Origin of the sequence: Tabrizicola sp. YIM 78059 (assembly GCF_004959785.1) — a bacterium.
GTDB lineage: Bacteria > Pseudomonadota > Alphaproteobacteria > Rhodobacterales > Rhodobacteraceae > Tabrizicola > Tabrizicola caldifontis.
In genome coordinates this window covers 1-26,055 of the sequence record NZ_SJZH01000001.1, presented here as the reverse complement: position 1 = coordinate 26,055, position 26,055 = coordinate 1, and the positions used below count along the sequence as shown (strand labels likewise).

The following is a 26,055-nucleotide window of genomic DNA, read 5'->3' as shown; positions in this document are numbered from 1 at the left end:
CATGGCCGCCCCCGTCCAGCGCCGCCACCTCTGGGCCGAAGGTGCGCTTCTTCTGCTGATCGGCCTCTTCTGCGTCTTTCCCTTCTACTGGATGGTAACGACCAGCCTGAAGACCCAGGTCGTCGCGCTGGAATCTCCGCCCGTCTGGTGGTTCACGCCCACGCTGGCGAACTACTGGGAAGTCCTGTTCGTGGACAGGGTCGGCCCGGCGCTGGTCAACTCGATCATCGTCGCGGTCTGCACCACGGCGCTGGCCGTGGGCCTTGGCACGCCCGCCGCCTATGCCCTTGCCCGGTTCGAGTTCCGTGGCAAGCGCGACCTGTGGTTCTGGTTCATCACCAATCGCTTCGTCAGCCCCGTCGTCCTGGCGTTCCCGGTCTTCCTGATCGCCCGCCAGACCGGCCTGCGCGACACCCATATCGCGCTGATCCTGATGTATCTGACCTTCACCCTGCCGATCGTGATCTGGATCTGCACCGACCAGTTCCGCGGCATCCCGAAGGAACTGGACGAGGCGGCCATGCTGGAAGGCGCAAGCCAGTGGCGCATCTTCCGCTCGATCTGCCTGCCGCTCGCCATGCCCGGCGTTGCGGTCAGCTCGATCCTCTCCTTCATCTTCGCGTGGAACGAGCTTCTCTTCGCCTACATCCTGGCCCCCAAGGCCGCCAAGACCGCCCCCGCCATGGCCGTGACCTTCATGGAGGGCTACGACGTGCCTTACGGAAAGATCATGGCCACCTCGACGCTCATCGTCGTCCCGGTCTTGATCTTTGCGCTGCTGGCGTCGAAACACCTGGTCCGGGGCCTGACGATGGGGGCCGTGAAGTAGGGGGTGCAATGGCGCGCGCGCCGAAACTGCCGCAGATCGACACCGAAGAGCGGTTCCTGGCGCAGGTGGCCTGGGCCTATCATGTCGAGGGGCTGACGCAGGAGAAGGTGGCCGAGAAGCTTGGCGCCACCCGCCTGCGGGTCAACAAGGCCTTGGCCGAGGCCCGCGCGCGCGGCCTTGTGCGGATAACCTTCAACACCGCCTTCGCCGCCTGCGCCGAACTCGAGGCTGCCTTGCGTGCCCGCTTCGGGCTGCGACAGGCCTATGTCGCGCCTGCGCCGATGGACCCGCGCGACGTGCAGATGATCGTGGGCGCGGCGCTCGGGAACCTTCTGTCCGAGGTGCTGGCCGACCCGAAGGTGCGCCTGTTCGGCATGTCCTGGGGCGGAACGCTGAACATCGCCACCCGCTTCGTCGCGGCGATGGATCGGCCCGACCTGGAGGTCATCAGCGTCATGGGCGGCCTCACGCGCGGATCGGACCTGAACAGTTTCGAGATCACGACCCGGCTGGCCGACCTGCTGGGCGCCCAGCACAGCTATTTCACCGCGCCGCTTTACGCCGGCAGCCGGGAAAGCCGCGACACGATCATGCAGCTCGACGTGTTCCGCGAGGTGCTGGAGAAGCTGCGCGGGGTGGATGCGCTGGCCATGGCGGCGGGCGACATCTCGAAGGCGTCGCTGCTGATGCGCGACGGCCTGCCCGGCGACGTGACGATGGAGGACCTGCGCGCCCTGGGAGCGGTGGGCGACGTGCTGGGCGTGGTGCTGGACGCCGAGGGCCAGCCGATCCCGCATCCGATCAACGAGCGCGTCATCGGCATCGGGCTCGAGGATCTCGGCCCGATCCCCAACGTCATCCTTGCCGCCGGGGGACCGCACAAGGTGCCGATCGTCCGGGCGATCCTGAAACGCGGCGTGGTCAACACCCTTGTCACCGACGAGGCGACGGCCCGCGCCCTGCTGGAGCGCGGCTGATGGCGCTGCATGTCGGCATCGACCTCGGCACCTCCGGCATCAAGGCGGTGCTGATCGAGGACCTCGCCCGCGTCGTCGCGGTGGCGGCGGAACCGGTGGCGGTGAGCCGCCCGCAGGTGGGCTACAGCGAACAGGATGCCGATCTCTGGGTCTCGACGGTGTTCACCTGCCTCGACCGGCTGGCGGCCGAGGCCCCGCGCGAGATGGCGGCGGTGAAGGGGATCGGGCTGTCGGGGCAGATGCTGGCGGCGCTGATCCTGGATGCGGACCTGCGCCCCCTGCGCCCAGCGATGCTGTGGAACGACCAGCGGGCGATCGCGGAATGCGCCGAGCTGCTGGCCGCCGTCCCCGACATCGGCCGGCGCACCAACGGCACGCCCGACCCCGGCATCACCGCGCCAAAGCTCATGTGGCTGAGGAAGCACGAGCCGGACCTGATGGACCGCGCGCGCATGCTGATGCTGACCAAGGACTATGTCCGCCTGGCGCTGACCGGAGAGGTCGCGACCGAACCTTCGGATGCGGGCGGGACGCAGCTTCTGGACGTGGCCTCGGGCCGGTGGGACCCCGGGCTTTGCGCGGCCGCCGGCTGGGATCCGGCGCATCTGCCCCCGGTCCTTGACAGCTGGGCCGAGGCGGGGCGGCTGAGGCCCGACCTCTGCGCCCGCTGGGGGATTGCGCGGCCGGTCGCGGTAGCGGCGGGCGCGGGGGACAACATGGGATCGACGCTGGGCGCGGGCGGGGCGCGGCCGGGGGATGCAGTGCTGACCGTCGGCACCTCGGGCGTGGCCTGCGTGGTGGATGCGGCCTTCCACCCGGGGCCGCAGCGGGCGATCCTGACCTCGGCCCATGTCGTGCCGGGGGTGTTCCTGTCGATGGGCGTGGTGATGTCGGCGACGGCGAGCCTTGACTGGGTGGGCCAGATCACCGGGCGCGCCGTGCCCGATCTGGACGCCGAGGCCACGGCCTTCGCCGCCCGGGACATCGAGGCCGCGCCGCTGTTCCTGCCCTGCCTGACCGGCATCCGCACGCCCCTGAACCGCCCCGACCTGACGGGGCGCATGGCGGGGCTGCATCCGGGCGTCACGCCGGCGATGCTGGCCTATGCGACGATGGAGGGCGTGGCCTTCCAGTTCGCCGACTGCATCGCCGCGCAGGAGGAGGTGGGGGTCCGCCCCGAGCGGTTCACCGTGGTCGGCGGCGGCACCCGCAGCGCGCTGTGGCTGCGGCTGATGGCGAGCGTTCTGGGCCGTCCGCTGGCCCTGATCGATGGCGCCGACATGGCCGGCCCGCGGGGGGCGGCGCGACTGGCGGCGGTCGCGGCCGGGGCGCCGGTCGGGATCCTGTCCGAGCCCGTCCCCGCCCGCCGAGAGGTCGCGCCTGACGATCAGCTTACAGAAGCCCTGGCCCAGCGCCGTGCCTCCATCACCGCACTGGCGGCGGACTGAGCAGCGAGGGCATTGCCAAGCGCATCGTAAATGCACCATCACCTCATCTACCGGGGGTTGCGCATTGTCCATTCGCTCCCGCGGCGTTCCCTTGAATATCGCTTCCCTGCACGCCACGAGAGCCGCCTCTGACGGATCCCTTTCAGGCCCGTATTGCGATCATGCCCCCATGGCAGACCCACAAGGTGTCGGGGCGACGGCAAGAGCACGCAAGCGGCCCAGATACCGGCCAGCGAAGTGATGCACTGCCACCCCCGGCTTTCGCAAGCGATGAACCGAGGCCCGGCAGGCAATTGGCCAGCCTGCCCCGACCGCAAGACCCAAAGACCACAGGGGCCGCCGGCCTCAGCCAGCGCCTTGCATCCTCTGGCCCGCCACCGTCTCGGCGCGCGCCTTCAATCCTGCATTCGCGCTTTCGAACGCCTCACGGAACTGGTGCACATCCATGACCCACAGAAGGACACCGTGGAAGCGTTCACCCTGAATCAGCAGGGTTCCGCCATTCTCAGCCGACAGCAGGAAATAGTGCTCGCCATCGAAAATGCCCGGCAGGCCGAGGCGACCCAGCCAGCGCAGCTGGCGCCCAGGGTCGGCGACCAGGATTTCGGGGTGGAAGGTGATCCTTCCGCCCGACGGCGTGCCCATCGTCAGCCCGACCCGGTCGCCTTCGACGAAGTGCCCCTCGACGTGATGGATGTTCGGGCTCCAGCCCTGGTGCTCGACCGGATCGGTCAACAGGGCCCAGACGGTCTCGGGTGGCGCGGCGATGAAGATTTCCGTTTCGAAACCGTCACTGGGGGCAAGGGCGAATGCCAGGCCAAGGGCGAGTGCAAGAACAGCGGTGGCGCCGAAAAACGTGGTCATGTCAGGGTTCCGTGTTTGGGGGGGCGCCACTGGAATACGACCGACCGAGTCATTCTGAAATTGAATAAAGAAAATTACCAGCTATAGAGAAATGCATGATCAACACTCCGGTTCAGTGGGACCACTGGCGCAGCTTCATCGCCGTTGCCGAAGAAGGCAGCCTGTCGGGCGCAGCGCGCGCCCTGCGCCTGACTCAGCCGACCGTGGGACGGCACATCGACCTTCTCGAACGGGCCGTCGGGGCCGGACTGTTCCTGCGCGCGCCACATGGCATGTCTCTCACCGATCTGGGGCGCGATCTGCTGCCTGAGGCGCGGGCGATGGCGGCCGCGGCGGCGGCCCTGGAACGCACGGCGTCGGCACCGCTGGATGCCGGCCGCGGCATCGTGCGTCTGACGGCCAGCGAGGTGGTGGGGGCCGAGATCCTTCCGGGTGTCCTGAGCCCGCTGCTGGCCGCGCATCCCGGGCTTGAGGTGGAACTTGTGCTTTCGAACCGCAACGAGGATCTTCTCAGGCGCGAGGCCGATCTTGCGGTACGCATGGCGCGGCCTGCACAGTCCGGGCTGGTGGCCCGCAGGATCGCCGTGGTGCGGATCGGGCTTTACGCCCATGCGCGCTATCTTGCGGCCCATGGCACGCCACAGACCCCTGCGGACCTGGCCGGACACCTGCTGATCGGGCCGGACCGCGACGAGGGCCCGCTTGCAGCAATGGCGGCTGCGGGACTTGACCGCAGGATGCTGCGTTTCCGCTGCGACCGCGAGGCCGCACAGCTGAACGCATTGCGCGCTGGGTTGGGGATCGGCGCGGCGCAGGCCGGAATCGCGCGCGCCTGTCCCGATCTGCGACCGGTGCTGCAGTCGCAGTTTGACTTCCGCCTCGACTGCTGGCTGGCGATGCACGAGGATCTGCGGGCAAGTGCGCGGGTGCGGCTGTTATTCGATCACCTTGCAGCCCATCTGCCTGACGCTCTGGCGGGATAACCCTGGCAATGGCAAGTCGCCCAGAACGGGCTTTACGTCTAGCATGACGGGGTGACTGCATTCGGCTGAAGGCCAGGACCGTTTCGCCCGTACCAGGCATAGCTTGCAGGCAGTCGGCCTGACCTTTCCGGCTTTGGCGATATTAAGACCCCGCTGCTCGCGCCGTTGCGGGGCTGATCTGCACCACGGCAAGGTGGCACGCCCCTTCGAACCGGCAGGGGTGAACAAGACCAGGGATCTGGCCGGTCGGACAATCCCGAACTCGGCGCGGCACCGAAGGCCGCGCTGGTGTGCAGCGGATCAGCGGCGGGCGCCCAGCTTTTCGGCCAGATAGGCGGCTGCCTTGGCGGGGGTGGCAAGCCGCGGATAGTCGGCCTCCGGGATCGGCAGGCCGAAACGCTTGTGCAAGGCGCTGACGAGGTTCAGGAAATCCATCGAGTCAAGCCCGAGGTCATCCTGAAGGTGATCGTCGTCGCCTATCGATGCCGCATCCAGATCGGGGGCAACCGAGGTCAGTTCTTCCAGAAAGGCTGCGCGCAGATCGGTCATGGGATGTCGGGCTCCTGCAAGAGGCGGGCGATCTCGCCCAGGAATTGCGCACCGCGGCGTCCGTCGCTGATGCGGTGGTCGGCGGCAAGGGTGGCGGTCACGGAAAGGCGCGCGACAATGGCGCCGTCGAGGACAACAGGTTTCAGGCGTGGGGTGCCGAAGCCCACCAGCGCCACCTGCGGCGGGTAGATCACGCCGGTCAGTGCATCGACTCCGGTTTCACCCAATGAAGAGACGGTGATCGTGCCCTGGGTGATCTCGCTGTTCCTCAGCCGACCGGTGCGGGTGCGGGCAACCAGATCCCGCATGGCGTCCATGATCGCATCCACATCCATGGCTTGCGCGTCAAGTATGGCCGGCGCGATCAGGCCGCCGCCCCGCATGGCGATGGCAAGACCGCAATGAACGGCGGCCGCAGGGGTGAAGGGGTCCGCCTCGAACCGGCCGTTGAGTTCGGGCACCTTTGCCAGCGCCCCGACCGTGGCGCGGACCAGAAGCGCCCCCAGCAGCAGGCGCCGGTCAGGCGTGCGATCGGCATTGACGGCGGTCAGCCGCTCCTGCGCGGCCTGCAGGTCGATCTCGTGCGTCAGATAGTAATGCGGGATCTCGCGTTTCGAGCGGCTCATCGCGGTGGCGATGGCGCGGCGCATTTCGGCCATGTCAAGGCCGGGCTTGCCCGTTGGGGCCGGAGGCTCTGCCGGCAAGTGGGTGGCGGCCTGCTCCACATCCGCAAGAAGCACCGCGCCACCGGGACCGCTGCCGGGAATGGCCCCCAGATCCAGGCCAAGTTCCACCGCCCGTGCCCGCGCGGCGGGAGAGGCCAGCACCGGCCCCATCCCGGCCGCGGCCGTCGGGGGTGACGATGCAGGGGGTGGTGCGGAGGGCGCTGCAGGGGCAATCGGCGCCGGGGCGGGCGGGGGTGACGGCGCCGCCGACTGTGGCGCGACCGGTGGCTGTGGGGCCGATGGCGGCGGGGCCATCTCGCCCTCCGAAGCCAGCCGGGCAAGCGGCGCGCCGACAGGCAAGGTCTGGCCGACCTCGGCAATCAGCTCCTCGATTCGCCCCGGCTGGAAGATCTCGATCTCGATGGCTCCTTTCTGGGTCTCGACCACCGCGACGACATCCCCCTTCTTCACCTGGTCGCCGGGTTTGACCAGCCATTCGACCAGCTTGCCCGCCTCCATGTCGGCGCCCAGCGAGGGCATGGGAAAGATGCTCATGGCGTCACCCCCGGCAGGGCCCGGACAGCGGCGACGATATCGGCCACCTGCGGCAGGGCGGCAGTTTCCAGGTGTTTCGGGTAGGGCACCGGCACCTCGGCAGCGCAGACCCTGGCGACAGGAGCATCGAGATGCCAGAAGCAGGCCTCCTGCACGCGCGCGGCGATTTCCGCCGAAAGCGAGCCCGTGCGCCAGCCTTCATCCACAACCACTGCCCGCCTGGTGCGACTTACGGAAGAAACCAGCGTTTCGTCATCCAGAGGGCGCAGCGAGCGCAGGTCGATCACCTCGGCCTCGATCCCGTCCTTCGCCAGCGCCTCGGCGGCCTCGAGCGCCTTCCACAGACTGAAGCTCCAGGCTATCAGCGTCACGTCGCGGCCCAAACGGCGGATCACGGCACGATCGATGTCCACTGCGCCAGCATTGGCGGCGATCCGGCCTGTCATGTTGTAGAGCATGACATGCTCCAGCACGATCACCGGGTCGGGATCTTCCAGAGCGGTGGCCAGCATCCCGCGGGCATCCTCAAGCGTGGCAGGGGCAACAACGCGCAAACCCGGAATATGGGCGAAGAACGCCTCGAGGGAATGCGAATGCTGCGCCGCAAGCTGCCGCCCTGCCCCGGTTGCCATGCGAATGACCAGGGGAACTCCGAACTGACCGCCCGACATGTGGCGTATGGTGGCGGCGGTGTTCAGGATCTGGTCCAGCGCCAGCAGCGAGAAGTTGACCGTCATGATCTCGACGATCGGCCGCATCCCCACCAGCGCAGCCCCGATCCCCGCGCCGGTAAAGGCGGACTCGGAGAGCGGCGTGTCGCGGATGCGGTCGGGGCCGAATTCCTTGAGCAGCCCCATCGAGACGGCATAGCAGCCGCCATAGGCGCCGATGTCCTCGCCCATCATGAACACGCGGGGGTCGCGCAGCATGGCCTCGGTGATCGCGGCGCGGCAGCAGTCGCGGTAGGTCGTGTCCACCATCCGGTCGGGTTGCAGCACGACGGGCGGCGCAGGGCGGGTTTCGGCCACGACATGGCGGGTCAGATCCTCGACCGGCTCCCACGGGGCCTGCTCGCAGGCCGCCACCGCATTCCTGAGCTGCGCCTCGACCTCGGCCTCGATGGCATCGACTTCCTCCTGATGCATCAGGTTGTTGTCCAGGAGCCAGGACTGGAACCGGGTGATCGGCGAACGCTTGCGCCATTCCGCCACCTCGGCCTTGTCGCGGTACTTCTCGGCGTCGAACATCGAATGCGGCCGGGTGCGGTAGGTGCGGCATTCCAGGAATTGCGGACCTTGGCCTGATCGTGCCGCCTCGACCAGCCGCCGCGTCGCAGCCTCGACCGATACCACGTCGTTGCCGTCCACGCTTTCGGCCGGCATGCCGTAGCTCGCGGCGCGGGGGGCGAAGTCGGGGTTGGCCTGCACCCGGGTGACGGCCGTGCCCATGGCGTAAAGGTTGTTCTCCAGCACGAAGAGCACCGGCAGTTTCCACAGCGCGGCAAGGTTCATCGACTCGTGAAACTCGCCCTCTGCCAGCGCCCCATCGCCAAAGAAGCAGACCGTCACGCGGTTTTCGCCCTGCATGTGGTCGCCCAGCGCAAGGCCCACCGCCAGCGGTAGTCCGCCGCCGACGATGGCATTGCCGCCGTAAAGGTTGGTCTCGGCATCGAAGAGGTGCATCGACCCGCCGCGCCCGCCCGCGCAGCCGGTGGCCTTGCCGTACATCTCGGCCAAGGCTGACTCCATGCTCATGCCGCGCGCCAACGCATGGCCGTGCTCGCGGTAGGTGGAAACCACCCTGTCGCGCGGCTCAAGCGCCGCCGCAACGCCGACCGCAACGGCCTCCTCGCCATCGTAAAGGTGCAGGAAACCGCGGATCTTTTCCTGGGTATAAAGTTCGTAGCACTTCTCCTCGAAGCGGCGGATGCGGATCATGCCACGCAGAAGGTCGCGGGCATGGGTGTGATCGAGCCTGACCTTGGTCATCGTGCATCCCCTTCCAGCGTGGACAGGTCACCCTCTGGCAGGCCCAGTTCCCGGGCGCGCAGGAGCCGCCGCATGATCTTGCCCGATCGCGTCCGCGGCAGGCTGTCGCGGAAGACGATCTCGCGCGGAGCGACGGCGGGACCGAGTCGCTTGCGCGCGTGGCCGCGCAGTTCACGTTCCAGCGCCTCGCCGGGTTGATACCCGGCCTTGAGGATCACGAAGGCCTTGACCACCTCGCCCGCGGTTTCGTCGGGAATGCCGATCACCGCAGCCTCGGCCACGGCGGGGTGTTCGATCAGCGCGCTTTCCACCTCGAAAGGGCCGATCAGGTGGCCCGAGGACTTGATCAGGTCGTCGGCCCGACCGACGAACCAGTAATATCCGTCGCTGTCGCGCATCGCGAGATCGCCGGTCAGATACCAGCCCCCCGCGAAGCATTTGGCATAACGCTCTGGCTGGCCAAGATAGGCCCGCATCATCGAAGGCCAGCCGGGTCGCAGCGCCAGTTCCCCGATGCTGCCGTCGGGCTGTTCGATCACGCTGTCGCCCTCGCGCGTCACGATCCCGGCCTCGACTCCCGGCAGCGGCTTGCCCATCGCACCGGGCTTGATATCCATGTCGGCCGTGTTGGCGATCATGATGCCGCCGGTTTCCGACTGCCACCAGTTGTCGTGGAACGGCAGGCCCAGCACCCGCTGCCCCCAGAGGACACACTCGGCATTCAGGGGTTCACCCACCGATGCCAGAAAGCGAAGCGACCTGAAATCGTGCCCCTGGGCAGCCGCGTCGCCCGCCCGCATCATCATGCGGATCGCGGTGGGTGCGGTGTACCAGACCTGCACCCTTTCCCGTTCAAGGATCGAATACCAGCGGTCCAGATCGAATTCGGCCTCGTCCACCACCATGGTCACGCGGTTACACAGGGGCGATATGATCCCGTAGCTCATTCCCGTGACCCAGCCGGGATCGGCCGTGCACCAGTAGATGTCGCCCGGCCGCAGGTCGAGTGCGAGGCGCCCGGTCTCGGCATGGGCGACGACGGCCTCATGCACATGCACGACGCCCTTCGGCAGGCCCGTTGTGCCAGAGGTGAAATGCAGCAGCGCCATGTCCTCGGGCTGGGTGGGGTGCGTCTCGAACCGGTCGGGCACGTCGGCCATGGCGGGGCCCAGCGCGACACAGTCTTCGGGTGCGGTATCGCCGATGATGAGGACCAGCCTGAGCCCCGGCATGCTGGCGCGCCACTCGGCAACCTTGCGCGCATAGTTCTGGACCGTCGTGACCAGGACGGCGGCGCCGCCGATCTCCATCCTGGCGCGGACGGGTTCGGGACCGAAGGCCGCGAAAAGGGGGCTGACCACGACCCCTGCCTTCATCGCGCCAAGGGTGGCGGCGTAAAGTTCGGGCACCCGACCGGAAAGAAGGAACATCCGTTCCCCTGGCGCAATGCCGTTGGTGCGCAGGACATGGGCGAAGCGCGCGGCCTGGCTGGCAAGATCGGCATAGGTCAGGATCTGGCGCTGCCCCTCGCGGCCAAGCCAGATCAGCGCCGCCTGCCCGCCGTGGCCAGCAGCCACATGCCGGTCAACCGCTTCGTATGCGATGTTCAGCCCGCCGCCGGGCAATCCCGCCAGTCGCGACCGGGCCGCCTGCCAACCGGTGGGCAAAGACGGCATGTCCCCTGTTGTGGGTGCCCTCGCAGCGATGATGTTGGCCATCTTCCCCCCCCAATCCTGCGTGAAGATCACCGGCTGCCCCGACAGACTGATGTGTCTGACGCACCGAAAGGACCTGCCATCGAAGAATGCACCGCGCCCGGGCCTGTGTATTTGATGCAGGTCATGCCGGCGACCTATCGGCCGGGCGGCGACGCGGAAGGGAATCGGCCGGCACGGGCATGCTCCCCTGCCCCGCCATCGGTCCCGCGTAGCTCAGATTTCCGGCAGGACGCCGGCCACCAGCAGGCCAAGGCACACGATTGCCCCGGTCGGCGGCACCCAGCGATAGACCTGGAATGTCCCCTCGGGCACCGGGGTTCCCCGAGCCTTGATGCGGGCGAGCGACAGGCAGACAAGGGCAAAGACCAACAGCGTGATTGCCGAGGTCAGTTCCGCAAGTTCGACGATGGGCAGCGCAAGCGCCATGATCAGCGCGACACCGGCACAAAGGGCCGTGGCGCGCACCGGCGTGGCGGTCCGCGCGGACAACCGTGCCAGGCCAACGGGCAACTCTCCATCCCTGGCCATACCGTAGATGACCCTTCCAGCCATGAGGATCTGGACGATGATACCGTTCAGCGTGGCGACCGTCGCAATCGCGACCAGCACGATCTCGGGCAACCCGGTGTTGCGGGTAAAGGTCAGCGTCAGCGGGGACGGATGGGATGTGATGTCTGCCAGATCGTTGGTGGCAAGGACAGTCAGGACCACCCCCAGATACAGGACCGTCGTGATCAGCAGGGTCAGGAAGATGGCGGTCGCAAGGGTCCGCTGCGGGCTGGTCGTTTCCTCGGCGATCGAGTCGATGTTCTCGAAACCGATGAAGGCAAAGAAGGCCAGAAGGCTTGCAGCCATGATCCCGCTCCAGACGGGCAAAGACAGGGTTGCCGGCACGGCCTGCACAGCCTGGCCGAGGATATCCTTTCCGGCCCAGAATCCCCCGCCGATGATCAGCACAAGGCCGCCGATCTCCACCACAGTCATCGCACCGGCTATTCCGGTAGAGGACTTGATGCCCAGCGATGCAACAGTCGCGCAGCCGCAGATCACGAAAGCCAGCAACAGGGTGGGCGGCAGGTCGATGACACGGGAAAGGTAGCTGACGGCCCCGTGCGCGATGGCTGCGGCAGCAACGATACCGATCGTCGCGACGCCAAGCCCGACCGCGACGAACAGGGTGCGCGATCCGAAGCCTTCGCGCACGAAGCGCGCCTCGGCGGCCGCAAAGGGAAAGCGGCCGGTAAGTTCGGCAAAGCAGGCAGCCGGAAAGACCATGATCAGCGCGGCCAGGACAAAGGCGACCGGCGCATGGATGCCGGCGAGGGAAATCGTGCTGCCCACAAGGGCGTAGATCCCGGCCCCGATCGTCACGCCAAGCCCGTAAAGCACGACGTTCGCCAACCCCAGCCGACGCCGGAGTGTCAGTTCAGCCATCGGCGGCCCCCTGTTCCGCCGAAAGGTCGCCCTGCCCTGCCCGTGCCTCGGCGAAATCCAGCAGGCGCACCTCGATATTGGCGTTGATCGAGCCCGACTCGAACTCGCCGTTCATGGTGCGCCTGCCCGCCGGCAACCCGGTCAGCTGTGAGATAGCCTCGTCCACATGGGAAACGGCATGGATCTGGAACCGGCCGGACGCGACGGCGTTCACGACCTCATCACGCAGCATCAGGTTCCCAAGGTTTCCCCGCGGGATCACGACGCCCTGCCGACCTGTCAGCCCCTTTTCGGCACAGACCCGGAAGAACCCCTCGATCTTCTCGTTGATGCCACCGACCGGCTGCACGTCGCCCAGCTGGTTGACCGATCCCGTCACCGCATAGGATTGCGAGATGGGAACATCCGCCAGGGCAGACATCAGGGCGCAAAGTTCGGCCAGAGAGGCGCTGTCGCCCTCGATCCGGCCATAGCTCTGTTCCAGAACCAGCGAAGCCCAGAGCGAAAGCGGCACATCCGGCGCATAGCGCGCAGCCAGGAAGCCCGACAGGATCAGGACTGCCTTGGAATGGATCGGCCCTCCCAGCTTTGCTTCGCGTTCGATATCGACCACACGGCCCGATCCCATCCGCACCCGTGCCGTGATGCGCACCGGCATTCCGAAGCGCAGCTCGCCGATGTCCGCCACGGTCAGCCCGTTGACCTGCCCGACGACGCTGCCGGTGGTCGAAATCAGGATCCTTTCGCCGCTGACCATCTCCAGCAGGCGGTCGCGGGTGCGTCCCAGCCGGCGTTCCCGCGACGCGATCACGGCGGCGACATGGGCACCGGTGATGGCGCCGACCCCGTCCCTGCCGGCCAGGTGATCGGCCTCGCGCATCAGGTCAAGAACCTCGCCCGTCCGCAGGCAGATCTTCTGCTGGTCTTCCGCCGCGCGGGACGAGGCCTCGATCAGCGCGGCCACGCCGTCGCGGGCTACCGGGCGCAGCCCTTCCTGCGCGCCGACAGTGGCGAGCATCCTTGCGAAAAGCTCCATCGACCCTGCATCGCGGGTCATGTCGTCGGCGAACTCGGCCGCGACGCGGAAGAACTGGCCGTAGTCGGGATCCAGTTCCGACAGCAGTAGAAGCAGCTGCTGGTCGCCGACAAGAACCACCCGCACGTCCAGGGGAATGGCCTGCGGCTCCATCGTCGTGGTCGCGATCAGGCCAAGCCGGTCGGCGGCGGTGGTGATCCGGATCTCATGCGTCTCGAGGCTGCGCTTCAGGGCATCCCAGGCGAAGGGTTCGGACAGCACGCGCCTGGCATCCAGCAGCAGGAACCCGCCATTCGCGCGATGCAGCGCGCCCGGCTTGATGAGGGTGAAGTCGGTGACGAGCGTCCCTTGCTGGGACATGTAGTCGATCCGGCCGGAAAGATTTGCCAAGGTCGGCATCGTTTCGACGATGACCGGGGCGCCCGCCCCTTTTTCGTGCGTCGTGACGACATTCACGGCATAGCGGTGAAAGCGCGGGTCATCGTGCAGGGCGGCAGGGCCGCGCGGGAAGGGTGCCTCGGCACCGCTGCGCTCCCACGACAGGAACAGGTCTGCGTTCACGACGAAATCCTGGCGCAGGGCCTGAAAGAAGGACTGCACCTCGGGCAGTCGGGCATAGCTGCGGTTCATGCGCGACATTGCCGACTTGACGGCACTTTCCGCCATGCGCGCGTTCAGATCGGCCATGGCCTCGCGCTGTTCGCGGCCCAGTTCGGGAAGCGAGGCCAGGAAATCCTCCAGCTCTTCATGGATCGCCTGGACATCGGCCTCGATCCGCGCGCGATCGGCCTCGGGCATGGCAGCCATCGCCTCGGCCTTCAGAACCTCGCCGGCGTGCATCGGGGCCAGGGAAAACCCCATGGGCGTCCGCATGATGGCGACATTCCGCTTGCGGGCGCTTTCGACAAGGGCGTTGAAGGCGGCTTCGTGGCGCGCGGCGAATTCCTGCTCGATGGCTGCACGGCGCGTCTGGCAGTCTTCCGAGACGAGAACAGCCGGAATCCGGCTGGCCAGATCCTCGACCAGGGCCGCGACGGCATCGCGAAGCCGGGGGCCTTCGCCTGGGGGAAGGCGGATCGCCAGCGGCTTGTCCGGATCCGCAAAGTTGTTGACGTAGACCCAGTCGTCAGGCTCGGGTCGGGTGGCCGCTACATCTTGAAGGATCCGCAGCACCGTCGAATGGCGACCCGAACCCTCGGGTCCGTAGACGAACAGGTTGAACCGGGGGTGGCGCATTTCCGCCGAAAGGCGGATCGCCTCGACAGCGATGTCCTGGCCCACAGGGCCCTTCAGCGCGGCCAGATCCGCTGTCGTCTCGAACGTAAAGTCCGACGGGTTGCAGACAGCCCGAAGCCTGTCATGAGAAACCAGAGTATCGGCCACTGGCCGCACCTCATGTTGCGAGGGTGGTCCACCCACCCGGGATGCCAGAGTTCGGCAGGTGCATGGTCAAGGTCAAGCGCCCTGGATGTCAAGCTGACTGATCCGCCGCCGAGACGTTTCACGCGGCAGCACGGGGGCACCCCGACCGGCAAAGGGCAGACGTGAGGAATTGCAGCGACGAAGGGGGCCAATCATCGGATTGGTTGGCTGTGAGTGTCGGGACACCCCCCAACGGGTTGGTGAGCCGTGGCCTTTCCGGAAGCAGGGGGTTGAACCCGCCCAGATCCTGCACGCCGTAGGGCACGCGTGGCAACGGGGCAATATGCTGCTGCGCACTTCACACCTGAGGGGTACCTTTCCCTTTCCCGTTCGAGTTTCGACCAAGCGGCAGCTACGCCACTCCGTGGGACAGGATGACGGCTTCACAAGGTGGCTTCTTGACCGTCAGGGTTGTGGAGCAAAGCCGTTGACCCCCCCAAACTTGTGCGCTAATTGGATTCGAACCAAACGGCCGCATCAGGCCGGGATGGCTGTCCGGAGCTATCCGTTGCGTCCTCAACGTCAGTGCGTTGTGGGTATAAAAAGTCCATGGATGGGCTTCAATAAATGCTGAACTGATTTATCATCAGTTGGCCTGCGTGATGAAGGTGCTTTGAGAGTGAATTGCGGGATGCATATCGCGGGGTGCGGAGGAAAAGTGCGGCCGCGCGGTCATCAGCTTCTTTCCGGCTTGAAGTACCACATACAACGCAAAGTCTGTTTATCTTCTGCGTATCTGTTTCAATTTGCTTCCCGCAATCTCGCAAGAAAGGGCCAATCCTTCCACTTGCTGACTGGGCCGCGCGCCGCCAAATCCGTCTGACTTGATCGGAATTGCGTGATGACTGCCGATTGCCGTCCGCCTACGCTTGACTGGCCGACCCACACCGCTCCCTCACACGCTGCCTCAGGCTTGGTGACATTAGGAAAGTCGGGGCATTGCCCCAGAAGGATCCTTCTGCTGCAGGGTCCTGTGGGTCCCTTTTTTACCGAACTGCAGGATGCTTTGGTGGCATCTGGATATGATGTAAGGCGCGTGATCTTCAACTTTGGTGACCAGGTCTTCGCGCGGCGCCGCTCCTGTATCCGATTTGCCGGAACGCTGCCCGAGTGGGCAAGCTGGCTCAAAGCTGAAATTGCCAATCGCAGACCAGATGCGATCATTCTTTTTGGCTGCAATCGCCCGATACATCGAGTTGCCCGAGAGGTAGCAGAGATGAACGGAATTCCCGTTGTCAGCCTTGAGGAAGGTTATCTGCGCGCCGGATACGCCAGTTGCGAATCGGGCGGGAACAATCAGCATTCCCCGATGGCGCGGTGGCGATCAAATCAGACATTTGCCCCACAAGATGGTGCAGGCCCATCCCCCTGCAACAGTCGCTTTTCCTTTGTGGCAATGTGCCTCTGGGGGGCGATCTATTACCTGATGCGCGATCTGGCATCAAAAGAGACCGAGGAACATCTGTACCACCGCCAGAGGGAACGGATCCTTCCCCTATCTCTCGGCTGGGCGGCCCACATGCTGGGTCGCGTTGCCGCGAGGCTTACAGAATATCCGACGCGGCGAGTGCTCCGGCAGTCTCCGGGCTATCTGCTGGTCCCGCTTCAGGTCACAAGCGACAGCCAGCTCGTAACGGCGGCACGCGGCTGGACGACAGACCGGCTGATAGATGCCGTGTTGCGCGCCGCAAGCACCGCCGGCTGCTGCCAGAAGATCGTCTTCAAGCTGCACCCGCTGGAACGCCGCAGTTCGGCCATGAAGCATCTGGTTCGCAAAAAGGCGCGGCAGTTCGGAATTCCTCGCAATCGGTTGATTGTTCTTCGGACCGGGCGCATCGGCGATCTGACAGCAAAAGCCAGCGGCATGATCGTGATCAATTCGACATCAGCCTTTTCCGCGATGCACCATGACGTTCCGGTCCTTGTGCTGGGCGACGCCGTCTTCCGGCACAAGGAAATCGTGACATTGGGGGATGACGAAACCGACGTTGCCAGGTTCATGGCCGTGCGACGGGCCAAGCCGCGCGTGCAGATCAACGCTTTCCTGACCGAATTGAAGGCCAGAAGCCTGATCCCTGGCGGCTTCTATGGGCGGGCAGAAAGGAAGGCCGCCATCGCCGCTATCCTTGGCAGGCTGGAAAAGGTCCGGACCATGGTTCAGGACATGCGGGCGGCAGGCGCATGATCCGCGGCATGACACGACGGACCGCAGTCTGTTTCGCCGCTGCGCTGTGTCTTGCCGGCTGCTCCGCCCTGCCCGCGTTCGGTCCTGCAGCAGAGGCGATCGACCGGTCGGATCTCGAGAATCCTGCGCGTGATGGTGCCACTCTGCCCTTCAGGGTCATCGACGTGACCGCAGCGACCCTTCCACCGGCTTCCAAAGCGACCGCTTCGTTTCCTGCAGCTTTTCGGAACCAGGGGTTCAAGGCGACTGACGAATTGATCGGCATCGGCGACGAATTGGAAATCCGCATATGGGAGGTCGCAGAGGACGGCCTGTTCGCCAGCGGTGGCAACAGGATGACGTCTCTGCCGGTCCGGGTCTCGAACTCTGGCAGAATCACGGTTCCATACGCGAATGCGGTCGAGGCGCGCGGTCTTACAGTCGATCAGCTTCGCAGCGTTCTGCTGGAACGGTACCGCGGACAGGCCATCGAACCGGAAATCGCCGTAAAGATCCTTTCCACCGAAGCGCGATCCGTGACGGTTCTGGGCGAGGTTGCCTCTCCCGGACGCATCCCTGTCCCGCCGCGCGGCCTTCGCCTGCTAGATCTGCTCGCACAAGCGGGCGGTCCGAAGCACCTGCCTTGGGAGGTGGAGGTGAGCTTGCAGCGGCAGGGGCTTTCAGCCTCGCTGCCCCTTTCGGACATCCAGGACTCGGCCGCGAACAACATAGTCGTGCTGCCGGGCGACACTGTGATCTTTTCCCACAAGCCGCGCCGGTTCGCGGTTTACGGTGGCGTCAGTCGGCCGAGCAACATCGAAATCCCGGCGAAGGAGGCCGATCTGGCCTATCTGCTGGCCGAGGCGGGCGGTCTGGATGATCAGGTCGCGCGGGTGCAATCGGTTTTCGTCTTCCGCCCTGCCAGCGGGGGCGGCATTGCGATGGCCTATCGCTTCGACTTCTCGCGCCCTGACGCACTACTTCTTGCGCGTTCGTTCCGGTTGGCGCCAGGCGACATCGTATACGTTGCTTCGGCCGGCGGCGCCGACTTCCGGAAGTTCGTGACCACAATCCTGTCGCCGCTTCTGGGGACTGCCAACTCGACCTCGAGATTGAGGGACTGACGCATGTTCCGAAGGTCTCGTTCATCCTGCCTGCCAGTAACGCCGCAGAGGTCATTCCGATGAGCGTTACGTCGTTGCTGCAGAAAAGCTGCCGGCGGTTCGGGATTAGCATCTTCGATAACGGGCCGCTTTACACGAAAGGTCGCGATGCGACGGATCTTTCGACACTGGATGGCCGGATGCAGGCGCTGCCGCTCGGTCAGGCCTTCTGCCAGCAGGCAATCGTGCGCAATTGCAGACTGCCGGAAGCGAAAAGTGTCTTGGCGCACCGCAAATCCGCTTTCCGCCTGCAGACGATCTGTCAACGCGAAGGACAGCTTCGGCTGCGCGAGACGATAACCTTTGCAGTCGATAGTCGCGGCTTGCTGGCAGGCGCGCCCCCGGATTGCACGCCTTGTCGAAAGGAGGGCTGAGATGGTGCCCGGTCTTGCGCCATCCCGCCGGCTCTGGCGCGCGCGGCTGCTGCTGGCCCCGGTCTGGCTTAGCGAATGCCTCAGAACCGCAGTGGCGCCCAAGCGCGCGCGACATGCCTGCACCAGCCTGATGCTGGCGCGATCCCAGGTTCTGGCCGCCGTGCTGGGCGAACGACCGGTGTTTCACAGTCGACTGCTGCCGCAGAAGGGCGAAACCCTGGTCGGATGGGGGCGGAAATGGTCAGGTCGTCGCGCCGCTGCCTTGGCGAAACACTCCGGCCGTGACCTTCTTCTGGTAGAGGATGGGTTCCTGCGTTCGGTCGGGCGCCACGATTCGCCCCTGTCGCTGCTAATGGACAGGATTGGCTGTCATTATGATGCGACGCAGCCTTCGGAGCTGGAAGAACTGATCCAATCCGATCTGAACGAGGCAGAGCGGGCAAGGGCGCGCGCGATCATGGCGGCCTGGCGGACCGAAGGCCTGTCGAAATACAACGCCCAGCGCAACGTGGCCTTTGGGCTGCCCGATCGCTATGTGCTGGTTTGCGACCAGACCTTCGGCGACCTTTCCATCGAATACGGCATGGCGACGGCCGCAAGCTTCAGCCGCATGCTCGAGGCGGCCCTGGCCGAGTATCCCGATCACACCATCCTGCTGAAGACCCACCCTGATGTGAAGGACTGCGCGAGAAGAGGCCATTTCGACCCCAAGGTGTTCGGCGCATCCGATCGGGTGCGGGTGCTGACGGATCCGGTGCATCCGGCCGGGCTGATCCCACAGGCCGAGGTGGTCTATACCGTCACTTCGCAGCTTGGCTTCGAGGCGCTGATCTGGGGCCGGCCGGTGCGCTGTTTCGGCATGCCCTTCTATGGAGGCTGGGGCCTCACCGAAGACGACCTGCCCGCGCCAGAACGTCGCCGACCGGTTGCACTGGAACAGATCGCCCATGCGGCTCTGGTCCGCTATCCGCGCTATGTAGATCCGTTGTCGCGACGGATCTGTGAACCCGAGCGCGCCTTTGCGCATGTGGGCCTGCAGCGCCGCCGCCGTCAGGAGCTACCGGCCCGGATCGCCGCAGTGGGTTTTTCGCGCTGGAAGCGGCACTTTGTCGCGTGTTTCCTTCAGGGATCGGAGGTTACCTTCCAGACCCGCAGGCAGGCCGAGCGCACCCCTGCCGAAACTGAGGCCGTAGCCATCTGGGGCGACGCCGAGGTGCCAGTGGCCCATTCCGACAAGCCGGTACTGCGTCTCGAGGATGGTTTCCTGAGGTCGTCCGGGCTTGGTGCCGAACTTGTCCGGCCCCAGTCGCTCGTTGTGGACGATGTGGGGATCTATTTCGACGCCACGCGGCCATCGCGGCTGGAACGCATCCTGCAGACCGAGAACCCGGACAATGTGGCACTGCGCCGGGCAAGCGAGTTGCGCGACCGGATCGTGCGACTTGATCTGACGAAGTACAACCTCGGACGCGAAACCTGGCAGCGGCCCACGGGGAAGCGTCCCGTCCTGCTGGTCGTCGGCCAGGTGGAAAGCGATGCCTCGATCCGTCTTGGATCGCCAGTGGTTCGCAGCAACTTCGAGCTTCTTGCCCGGGTGCGCGCAGAAAACCCAGATGCCTGCATCGTGTACAAGCCGCATCCAGATGTTCTTGCCGGCCTGCGGCGGGGCGGCATGCAAGAGGACGCGGCGCATGTTCTGGCTGACGAAATCCTGACCCGCCCCGTCTCGCCGGGACACCTCTTCACCCAGATCGACGCGGTACACACCATGACTTCGCTGATGGGGTTCGAGGCGCTGCTGCGCGGTGTCCCCGTAGTCTGCCACGGCCTGCCGTTCTACGCCGGCTGGGGCCTGACGGAAGACCGGCTGAGCTGTCCAAGACGCAACCGGAAGCTGACGCTCGACGCCCTTGTCCATGGCGCCTTGATTGCCTACCCACGCTATTTCGACTACCGGAACAACTGCTTTGTCGAGCCGGAAGATGCTGTCGGGCGCCTGGCCGAACTGGCCGGACGTGGTCCGCAGACAGCAGGTTGGCAACGCAGGCTTCTGCGCCTTGCAGTCAGATCCTGGATCGGACTAACGGGGAATACGCGATGACCAACCTCACGCCCAACGCGCCATTGCCCGCTTCCGGCGAGGTCATTTCGGTAATCAGACCCAACGCAACACAGCGGGGGCAGTCCTCCCCGGTGCGAAGCTACCGCGGCATTCTTCTGTCGTTCATCGTGTTTGTCTGTCTGCCGCTGTTGGCAGCGACCGCCTATTATGCGGCCATTGCGACCGACCGGTATGCAGCAAGGGCAGGCTTTTCCGTCCGGGGGATGGACATGAAAAGCGGCGTGGACGGACTGGGGGCGATCACCGGTCTGGCCAGTTCCGGTTCAACCACTTCCGATTCCTATATCGTTCTCAGTTACCTCGGCAGCCGCGAACTTGTCGAGGCACTGGACCGAGAGCTGGATCTGCGGGGGGTCTATTCCTCGGCCAATGTTGATCCCCTGTCGCGGCTTGCGCAGGATGCCACAATCGAGGACTTCGTGGCCTACTGGCAGCGGCACATCCATACGCAGTTCGATCCGGCCTCGGGTATCATCGAATTCGAGGTGCAGTCATTCTCCGCCGATCATGCCCGGCGTATTGGCGACATGGTGCTGACCCTTACCCAGAAACTGGTGAATGACCTGTCAGCCAGCGCCAGGAACGATGCCCTGCGCTTCGCGCGCGAAGATGTTGCACTGCAGGAAGCACGGCTGCGCAAGGCGCTGACCGCGATCCGGGACTTCCGCGCTTCCGAGCAGTCGGTCGATCCTTCGGCCAGCGCCGCCCTGGAAGTCGAACTGATCGCCGGCCTCGAATCCCGGCTCAGCGACCTGAACGCCCGCATTGCCGCGCTAAGCCAGACACTTGACGACAATGCCCCCAGCCTCGTCGCCTTGCGCCGTGACGCCGAGGCCCTGACGGCCGAGATCCTGCAGCGCCGCAAGGCAATCGGCGGCGACGCCTCCGACAGCACGGGTTCCAGCGCCGTGACCAGGCAGCTTGCCATCTACGAAGAGCTCGAGGTTGAACGCAGCCTGGCCCAGCAGGCATATGCCTCGGCGCTGGCTTCGCTCGAGCAGGCGCGCCGCGATGCTGACCGCCAGCAGCGCTATCTTGCCATTCACCTGCGGCCACAAACCGCGGAATCTGCCAAGTATCCGCGCAGCCTGCGCAACCTGTTCGTGCTGGGGTTCGCTCTGTTCGCAGCCTGGGGTATCGGGGTGCTCCTGACGATGTCAGTGCGGGACCATCTGACATGAAGCTTGTCGGAACCGCGGAATTGCTGCACCTGCAGGTTCGCGTCATAACGGCGCTGATATTGCGCGAGACCCGCGCAACGTTCGGAACCTCGCCGGTCGGCTATCTCTGGGCCATCTTCACCCCGGCGGTCAGCGTGGCGTTTCTGGTGTTCCTGTTCAGCTTGGCGGGACGGCAGCCGCCGTTTGGCTCCAGCCTGGCGCTCTTCTTCGCGACGGGGGCGCTGACGCTTCAGTTCTTCAGCGAACTGTCGAACAAGCTGATGTCTGTCTTCGACGCCAACCACGCGCTTCTGACCTATCCGATCATCAAGGATGTCGACACTCTTGTGGCCCGCGCCCTTCTGGTGGCCGCGACCTATGCGCTTATCATGGCCATCTTCTACACGGCATTGATCGGTCTTGGCCTCGCCGCTTTGCCGGCGAGGCCCGAACATGTGATCCTGGCTTTCCTGTCAACCTGGCTGCTGGGCTTCGGCTTCGGAGCCTTGAATGCGGTCGTGGTGTCCTTGTGGGAATCCTGGGTCCACATCGAAAAGGTACTGACCCGCCCGCTGTTCTTCATCTCGGCAATCTTCTACGTTCCCAGCCAGTTGCCGCAGCAGGCCCGGGACATCCTGCAGTGGAACCCCGTCCTGCATCTGGTCGAATGGTTCCGGCACGGGTTCTATCCCAATTACAATTCAATGGTACTCGACGCCTGGTATCCCGTGGCCCTGGGCATTGCCATGCTCCTCTTGGCTTTGGCAGGCGAGCGCCTGTTTCGCAAGGCACGCTACTGATGATCGTGTTCGACAGCGTCAGCAAGTCCTACCACACCAACGGCGTCCGAAAGACGATCCTGCACGACTTCAGCTTTGCCTTTCCGCGGGACAGGAACATCGCCATCATGGGCCGGAATGGAGTGGGCAAATCCACGCTGATGCGCCTGCTCGCCGGCACCGAACCGCCGGACTCCGGCCATGTCTATCGCTCGACGCGCGTGTCGTGGCCACTGGGCTTCACCGGCGGGTTCAATGGCAGCATGACGGGCATCGAGAACATCCGATTCGTGTCGCGAATCTACGGCCAGGATCCGCGGCGGGTCATCGAATATGTGACCGAGTTTGCCCAGCTTGGACCATACCTGCGCCTGCCGATCAGGAAATATTCAAGCGGAATGAAGGCCCGCCTTGCCTTCGGTCTCAGCATGGCGATCGACTTCGACATCTATCTGATCGATGAAATCACTTCCGTCGGGGATGAAGAGTTCAAACAGAAAAGCAAGGCTGTATTCGAGAACAGGCTTGCACGCAGCCAGATCATCATGATCTCCCACTCGCAAAGCGCAATCCAACAATATTGTGACTGTGGTCTGCTTCTAGAAGGGGATCGGATCCGGTTCTTTGATCGGACCGAAGATCTTTTGATTGCCTATAAGGCGCTGAACTAGCTGTTGTGTCCCGGCATCTGGTGAATTGGCCNCTTGCAAACCGAGCGGCATCCACAAAAGAAGGTTGGACCTGCGGCCCATCCCCTCCGCTACTTGCCCCCGCAAAAGCGTTCTCCCGATCCGGCTGCGGTCGGTTTTTCCCGTTGTATTCGAGGGTTATGCAGGCGGGGCTATGCACTGGCCCCGGCGCCAGGAGGCCCGGAAGCCGTCTCTCAGGCCCGAAATTCTCCGGACCTCTCGACTTCGCGGATTTGGTGTAGGGCCTGGAAACTACTGAAATGCATGGATAAATTCGAAATCCAACCTAAACACTTCGATGCTAGTGGCGCTATCGAGATGGGACCGGGATCGAACAACTCGGTCGCGCTTTGGCCGGAAAACGAACTCTATTCTGCAGGCTCGGTGACGGAGGCGTGCCTCGTGATTATGTCCTGCACGTGCTGTTACCCCCGATGCTCATCCGGCTGAGNTGCCCCGCCCCCCCCCCCCCCCGGAAGTTCCCTCGTTGTGATGTAGAGTCTGCCCAACCTGAGCAGGAGCAGACGTGCGGTTACCCCCGATGCTCATCCGGCTGATACCAGAGTCCTTTGTTGAACTTGGCGCTGTTGCGCCGACGGAGCAATGGGCGATCTGCGGAGCGTTTCAGGTGCGCGAACCTGATCGCCCATTGCGGTGAGTTGGGCGGCAAAGACCGCCGGGGCCTGATAGCCGAGGGCCGAATGGGGCCGTTCGGTGTTGTAGGTGTGGGTCCATTCAGCGACAGCCTCGCGGGCATGGTCGATGCCGAAGAACAGTGTCTCGTTCAGGAGTTCATCCCGCATCCGGCCGTTGAACGCCTCGCAGTTCCCATTCTGCATGGGCTTGCCTGGGGCGATGTAGTGCCACTTCACCTTCATCTTCTCGGCCCATTCCAGGATCGCGTTCGAGGTGAACTCAGTCCCATTGTCTGAGACGATCACGCCGGGCCTGCCGCGCCGCTCGATCAGCGCCGTCAGTTCCCTGGCAACCCTGCGGCCGGAAATCGAGGTGTCGACCACGGCAGCCAGGCTTTCCTTGGTGACATCGTCGATCACGTTCAGGGTGAGGGCGGAGCCGCCACCGGTTCAAGGCCCGCCCGAACGAAGCGGCGGCCGTCAGCGAACTGGTCCTGCACGAAATCGACCGACCAGCGGGCGTTGGCCAGAGCCTCGGTCACCAGCGGTGCCCGTGTGCCGATGGCCCGCTTGCGGCTGCGGCGCCGACGCACGGATAGCCCCTCCTCGCGGTAGAGCCGCTGCGTGCGCTTGCGGTTCAGCACATGCCCGTCCCGTCGCAGGATCACGTGCAGGCGGCGATAGCCAAACCGCCGATGCGTCTCGGCAGCCCCGCGCAACACCTCGCGCAAGGCAGCATCGTCCGGCCGGCGATGGCGGTATCGCACCGATGACCGATCCGCACCGATCAGGGAACACGCCCGCCGCTCGCTCATCTCGTAACCCTCTTCGAGATGCGCGACGGCCTCGCGCCTGGCGGCGGGCGTTACCATTTTTTTGACAGCAGATCCTTGAGCGCCGTGTTGTCGAGCATTGCCTCGGCCAGCAGGCGCTTCAGCTTGGCGTTCTCGTCTTCGAGCGCCTTCAGACGCTTCGCCTCGGACGGCTCCATGCCGCCAAACTTCGCCTTCCAAGCGTAGAACGTGGCACCGCTGATCCCGTGCCTGCGGCAGACCTCGGCCGTCTTTGCGCCCGCCTCCTGCTCCCGCAGGATCGCGATGATCTGCTCTTCGGTGAACTTCGATCTCTTCATGTCCGGTCCTCTCATTGGGCCGGACTCTAGCATCAGATGGACGAGTTATCGGGGGTCACAGCACACGTCGCCTGGCTTGAACGCGACATCCCAAGTCCAGCGCCCGAAACCGCCTGCTGCATTGATCGCCTTCACCCATTCGTTCAGCGCGTCCCGCTTCGCCTTGTTCTGCGGACTGTCGGTGCCCTTGATCTCGAGCGCGAGGATCGTACCGCCAGCAAGGCGGACGAGGAAATCCGGGACATATCGCCGCCGGGAGCCCGCCCACATGTAGTAGATCTGGAAACCGAGGTGATCGTTCTTGGCGTAGGCAAGAACGTCCTCGCGCTTCTCGAAGACATTGGCCGCGTGGCCTTCCCAAGCGGAATCTCCCACCAGATGGCTGATGTGCGATTTGGTTGTCGGGAAGCACGGCCTGGTCGTGTACCAGGTGCGCATCAACCCAGTTGTACCGATCGGGTTTTCCTCGTCGAACACCGGCGTCAGACGTTCCGTGTTCTGCTCGGTCACGTTGCTCAGCGCATGCTGGACCACGAGATCGATGTTGAGCGCGATGAGTATACGCCGTCGAAGCGGATCGGAGTGAAACAGCGACGGGATGTCGAGGCGGTCCGAGTTAAGAAACGCCTCGACGATCCTGAAGAGTTGCGCCGCCAGATACTCGTGGGTGCCGGTGAACCCATGGCTCAGCTCTGCAAACGCCTTCCGCGCAGCCTGGAATACGAGGCGCTGCAGACGGAAGCCATCCGGCAGCTTCTCGAGGTCGATCGCGGTGACCTTGCCCATGTCCGTCGCGCCTCCGAGCGCCGGGGCGAGTTCGGCGCTGATCGGCGTGCTGGCGGGATCGAGCACGAGCGGCTGGACCTTGTTCCAGTCGATGGCGAGCTCCGGTTTGACGACCGTCTCCACGCGCAGCACGTTCGGCCAGCGAAGCTCCAGATGCGCGCGGTCGGGCACTACTTCGATCTGCGTGGTGGGCTTCGGCGGTGGCGGCACCTCACCGCCTTCGCCGGTCTCCGAGATAGAGAGAGGCACGCCGAAGACGTTGACGTATTCGGGCAGGAACAGGCCGTTCTCGTCCGTGTCGTAGGATACCCGGCGCAACCCGCGTCCGACGACCTGTTCGCAGAGCAACTGGGACGTGAAGGCCCGGAGCCCCATGATGTGCGTCACATTCTTGGCGTCCCATCCCTCCGACAGCATCGCCACCGATATGACATTCTGAAGGTCCTGACCGGCGGCACCCCTCTTCCCGACATTGTCAACGATCTCGCGCAGCAGTTCTTCCTTCTTAAGGGCAAGGAACTGCTGACGGCGCGTTTCAGGGAGGTCTGAACCGCGCCGGGTTTGCCGGAGGCTGATTTCGGTT

The 26,055-nt window shown here is 64.9% G+C and carries 18 protein-coding genes and 2 pseudogenes; 11 read left to right on the top strand and 9 right to left on the bottom strand.

What is annotated here, in order from left to right; all coding sequences use genetic code 11:
• Position 1 precedes the first annotated feature (1 nt).
• Genes EZM81_RS00100 through xylB form a run of 3 tightly spaced genes read left to right on the top strand, consistent with a single transcriptional unit; the run spans position 2 to position 3,254 of the window.
• The gene (locus EZM81_RS00100) at positions 2-829 is read left to right on the top strand and encodes a carbohydrate ABC transporter permease (protein ID WP_136644340.1); all 828 of its coding nucleotides are present in this window, start codon (positions 2-4) and stop codon (positions 827-829) included.
• An 8-nt stretch (positions 830-837) separates the two neighbouring features.
• Positions 838-1,806: a sugar-binding transcriptional regulator gene (locus EZM81_RS00095; protein WP_136644339.1), complete on the top strand. Its 969-nt coding sequence runs from the start codon at positions 838-840 to the stop codon at positions 1,804-1,806.
• Positions 1,806-3,254 (top strand): xylulokinase, encoded by a 1,449-nt coding sequence (gene xylB / locus EZM81_RS00090; RefSeq protein ID WP_136644338.1) that lies wholly within the window; start codon positions 1,806-1,808, stop codon positions 3,252-3,254. The genes EZM81_RS00095 and xylB overlap by 1 nt, the downstream gene beginning before the upstream one ends.
• Positions 3,255-3,599: 345 nt before the next feature.
• On the opposite strand, the gene EZM81_RS00085 is transcribed toward xylB, so the two are convergent.
• Positions 3,600-4,118, bottom strand: a complete 519-nt coding sequence (locus EZM81_RS00085; RefSeq protein ID WP_136644337.1) for an SRPBCC domain-containing protein — start codon at positions 4,116-4,118, stop codon at positions 3,600-3,602.
• Positions 4,119-4,213: 95 nt separating this feature from the next.
• On the opposite strand from EZM81_RS00085, the gene EZM81_RS00080 reads away from it, so the two are divergent.
• Complete coding sequence (locus tag EZM81_RS00080) at positions 4,214-5,101, top strand: LysR family transcriptional regulator (protein ID WP_135451228.1); 888 nt, start codon at positions 4,214-4,216, stop codon at positions 5,099-5,101.
• A 300-nt stretch (positions 5,102-5,401) separates the two neighbouring features.
• Here the strand turns inward: EZM81_RS00080 and EZM81_RS00075 are convergent, their stop codons facing one another.
• The 6 genes from EZM81_RS00075 to EZM81_RS00050 form a co-directional block, all read right to left on the bottom strand.
• Positions 5,402-5,650: an acyl carrier protein gene (locus EZM81_RS00075; RefSeq protein WP_136644336.1), complete on the bottom strand. Its 249-nt coding sequence runs from the start codon at positions 5,648-5,650 to the stop codon at positions 5,402-5,404.
• Positions 5,647-6,870 carry a dihydrolipoamide acetyltransferase family protein gene (locus EZM81_RS00070; RefSeq protein ID WP_136644335.1) on the bottom strand — a complete coding sequence of 408 codons (1,224 nt, stop codon included), beginning with the start codon at positions 6,868-6,870 and terminating at the stop codon, positions 5,647-5,649. The genes EZM81_RS00075 and EZM81_RS00070 overlap by 4 nt, the downstream gene beginning before the upstream one ends.
• Complete coding sequence (gene pdhA / locus EZM81_RS00065; RefSeq protein WP_136644334.1) at positions 6,867-8,858, bottom strand: pyruvate dehydrogenase (acetyl-transferring) E1 component subunit alpha; 1,992 nt, start codon at positions 8,856-8,858, stop codon at positions 6,867-6,869. The genes EZM81_RS00070 and pdhA overlap by 4 nt, the downstream gene beginning before the upstream one ends.
• Positions 8,855-10,576 carry an acetate--CoA ligase gene (gene acsA, locus EZM81_RS00060; RefSeq protein ID WP_136644333.1) on the bottom strand — a complete coding sequence of 574 codons (1,722 nt, stop codon included), beginning with the start codon at positions 10,574-10,576 and terminating at the stop codon, positions 8,855-8,857. Before acsA ends, pdhA begins: the two co-directional genes overlap by 4 nt.
• A gap of 213 nt (positions 10,577-10,789) precedes the next feature.
• Positions 10,790-12,010 (bottom strand): APC family permease, encoded by a 1,221-nt coding sequence (locus EZM81_RS00055; protein ID WP_136644332.1) that lies wholly within the window; start codon positions 12,008-12,010, stop codon positions 10,790-10,792.
• On the bottom strand, positions 12,003-14,429 hold the full coding sequence (locus EZM81_RS00050; RefSeq protein WP_135451265.1) for a Lon protease family protein: 2,427 nt from the start codon (positions 14,427-14,429) through the stop codon (positions 12,003-12,005). The genes EZM81_RS00055 and EZM81_RS00050 overlap by 8 nt, the downstream gene beginning before the upstream one ends.
• Positions 14,430-15,441: 1,012 nt before the next feature.
• On the opposite strand from EZM81_RS00050, the gene EZM81_RS00045 reads away from it, so the two are divergent.
• The 7 genes from EZM81_RS00045 to EZM81_RS00015 are packed head-to-tail and all read left to right on the top strand — an operon-like array spanning position 15,442 to position 22,901.
• Positions 15,442-16,653: a hypothetical protein gene (locus tag EZM81_RS00045; protein WP_169052260.1), complete on the top strand. Its 1,212-nt coding sequence runs from the start codon at positions 15,442-15,444 to the stop codon at positions 16,651-16,653.
• A gap of 8 nt (positions 16,654-16,661) precedes the next feature.
• Positions 16,662-17,756 (top strand): polysaccharide biosynthesis/export family protein, encoded by a 1,095-nt coding sequence (locus tag EZM81_RS00040; RefSeq protein WP_169052259.1) that lies wholly within the window; start codon positions 16,662-16,664, stop codon positions 17,754-17,756.
• A 59-nt stretch (positions 17,757-17,815) separates the two neighbouring features.
• Complete coding sequence (locus tag EZM81_RS00035) at positions 17,816-18,169, top strand: hypothetical protein (RefSeq protein ID WP_136644329.1); 354 nt, start codon at positions 17,816-17,818, stop codon at positions 18,167-18,169.
• 1 nt (position 18,170) lies between these two features.
• On the top strand, positions 18,171-20,270 hold the full coding sequence (locus EZM81_RS00030) for a capsular polysaccharide biosynthesis protein (RefSeq protein ID WP_136644328.1): 2,100 nt from the start codon (positions 18,171-18,173) through the stop codon (positions 20,268-20,270).
• Positions 20,267-21,472, top strand: a complete 1,206-nt coding sequence (locus EZM81_RS00025) for a lipopolysaccharide biosynthesis protein (protein WP_136644327.1) — start codon at positions 20,267-20,269, stop codon at positions 21,470-21,472. The genes EZM81_RS00030 and EZM81_RS00025 overlap by 4 nt, the downstream gene beginning before the upstream one ends.
• Positions 21,469-22,251 carry an ABC transporter permease gene (locus EZM81_RS00020; RefSeq protein ID WP_136644326.1) on the top strand — a complete coding sequence of 261 codons (783 nt, stop codon included), beginning with the start codon at positions 21,469-21,471 and terminating at the stop codon, positions 22,249-22,251. The genes EZM81_RS00025 and EZM81_RS00020 overlap by 4 nt, the downstream gene beginning before the upstream one ends.
• Positions 22,251-22,901: an ABC transporter ATP-binding protein gene (locus EZM81_RS00015; protein WP_136644325.1), complete on the top strand. Its 651-nt coding sequence runs from the start codon at positions 22,251-22,253 to the stop codon at positions 22,899-22,901. Before EZM81_RS00020 ends, EZM81_RS00015 begins: the two co-directional genes overlap by 1 nt.
• 563 nt (positions 22,902-23,464) lie before the next feature.
• On the opposite strand, the pseudogene EZM81_RS00010 reads toward EZM81_RS00015, so the two are convergent.
• A pseudogene (locus EZM81_RS00010) lies at positions 23,465-24,686 on the bottom strand (IS3 family transposase).
• Positions 24,687-24,731: 45 nt separating this feature from the next.
• Positions 24,732-26,055: pseudogene (locus tag EZM81_RS00005) on the bottom strand (restriction endonuclease); the annotation flags it as partial.

Excerpts from the sequence above, each read along its gene's own strand:
- EZM81_RS00100 (WP_136644340.1), top strand. The coding sequence starts at position 2 with ATGGCCGCCCCCGTCCAGCGCCGCCACCTCTGGGCCGAAGGTGCGCTT.
- EZM81_RS00095 (WP_136644339.1), top strand. The coding sequence starts at position 838 with ATGGCGCGCGCGCCGAAACTGCCGCAGATCGACACCGAAGAGCGGTTC.
- xylB (WP_136644338.1), top strand. The coding sequence starts at position 1,806 with ATGGCGCTGCATGTCGGCATCGACCTCGGCACCTCCGGCATCAAGGCG.
- EZM81_RS00085 (WP_136644337.1), bottom strand. The coding sequence starts at position 4,118 with ATGACCACGTTTTTCGGCGCCACCGCTGTTCTTGCACTCGCCCTTGGC.
- EZM81_RS00080 (WP_135451228.1), top strand. The coding sequence starts at position 4,214 with ATGATCAACACTCCGGTTCAGTGGGACCACTGGCGCAGCTTCATCGCC.
- EZM81_RS00075 (WP_136644336.1), bottom strand. The coding sequence starts at position 5,650 with ATGACCGATCTGCGCGCAGCCTTTCTGGAAGAACTGACCTCGGTTGCC.
- EZM81_RS00070 (WP_136644335.1), bottom strand. The coding sequence starts at position 6,870 with ATGAGCATCTTTCCCATGCCCTCGCTGGGCGCCGACATGGAGGCGGGC.
- pdhA (WP_136644334.1), bottom strand. The coding sequence starts at position 8,858 with ATGACCAAGGTCAGGCTCGATCACACCCATGCCCGCGACCTTCTGCGT.
- acsA (WP_136644333.1), bottom strand. The coding sequence starts at position 10,576 with ATGGCCAACATCATCGCTGCGAGGGCACCCACAACAGGGGACATGCCG.
- EZM81_RS00055 (WP_136644332.1), bottom strand. The coding sequence starts at position 12,010 with ATGGCTGAACTGACACTCCGGCGTCGGCTGGGGTTGGCGAACGTCGTG.
- EZM81_RS00040 (WP_169052259.1), top strand. The coding sequence starts at position 16,662 with ATGACACGACGGACCGCAGTCTGTTTCGCCGCTGCGCTGTGTCTTGCC.
- EZM81_RS00035 (WP_136644329.1), top strand. The coding sequence starts at position 17,816 with ATGAGCGTTACGTCGTTGCTGCAGAAAAGCTGCCGGCGGTTCGGGATT.
- EZM81_RS00030 (WP_136644328.1), top strand. The coding sequence starts at position 18,171 with ATGGTGCCCGGTCTTGCGCCATCCCGCCGGCTCTGGCGCGCGCGGCTG.
- EZM81_RS00025 (WP_136644327.1), top strand. The coding sequence starts at position 20,267 with ATGACCAACCTCACGCCCAACGCGCCATTGCCCGCTTCCGGCGAGGTC.
- EZM81_RS00020 (WP_136644326.1), top strand. The coding sequence starts at position 21,469 with ATGAAGCTTGTCGGAACCGCGGAATTGCTGCACCTGCAGGTTCGCGTC.
- EZM81_RS00015 (WP_136644325.1), top strand. The coding sequence starts at position 22,251 with ATGATCGTGTTCGACAGCGTCAGCAAGTCCTACCACACCAACGGCGTC.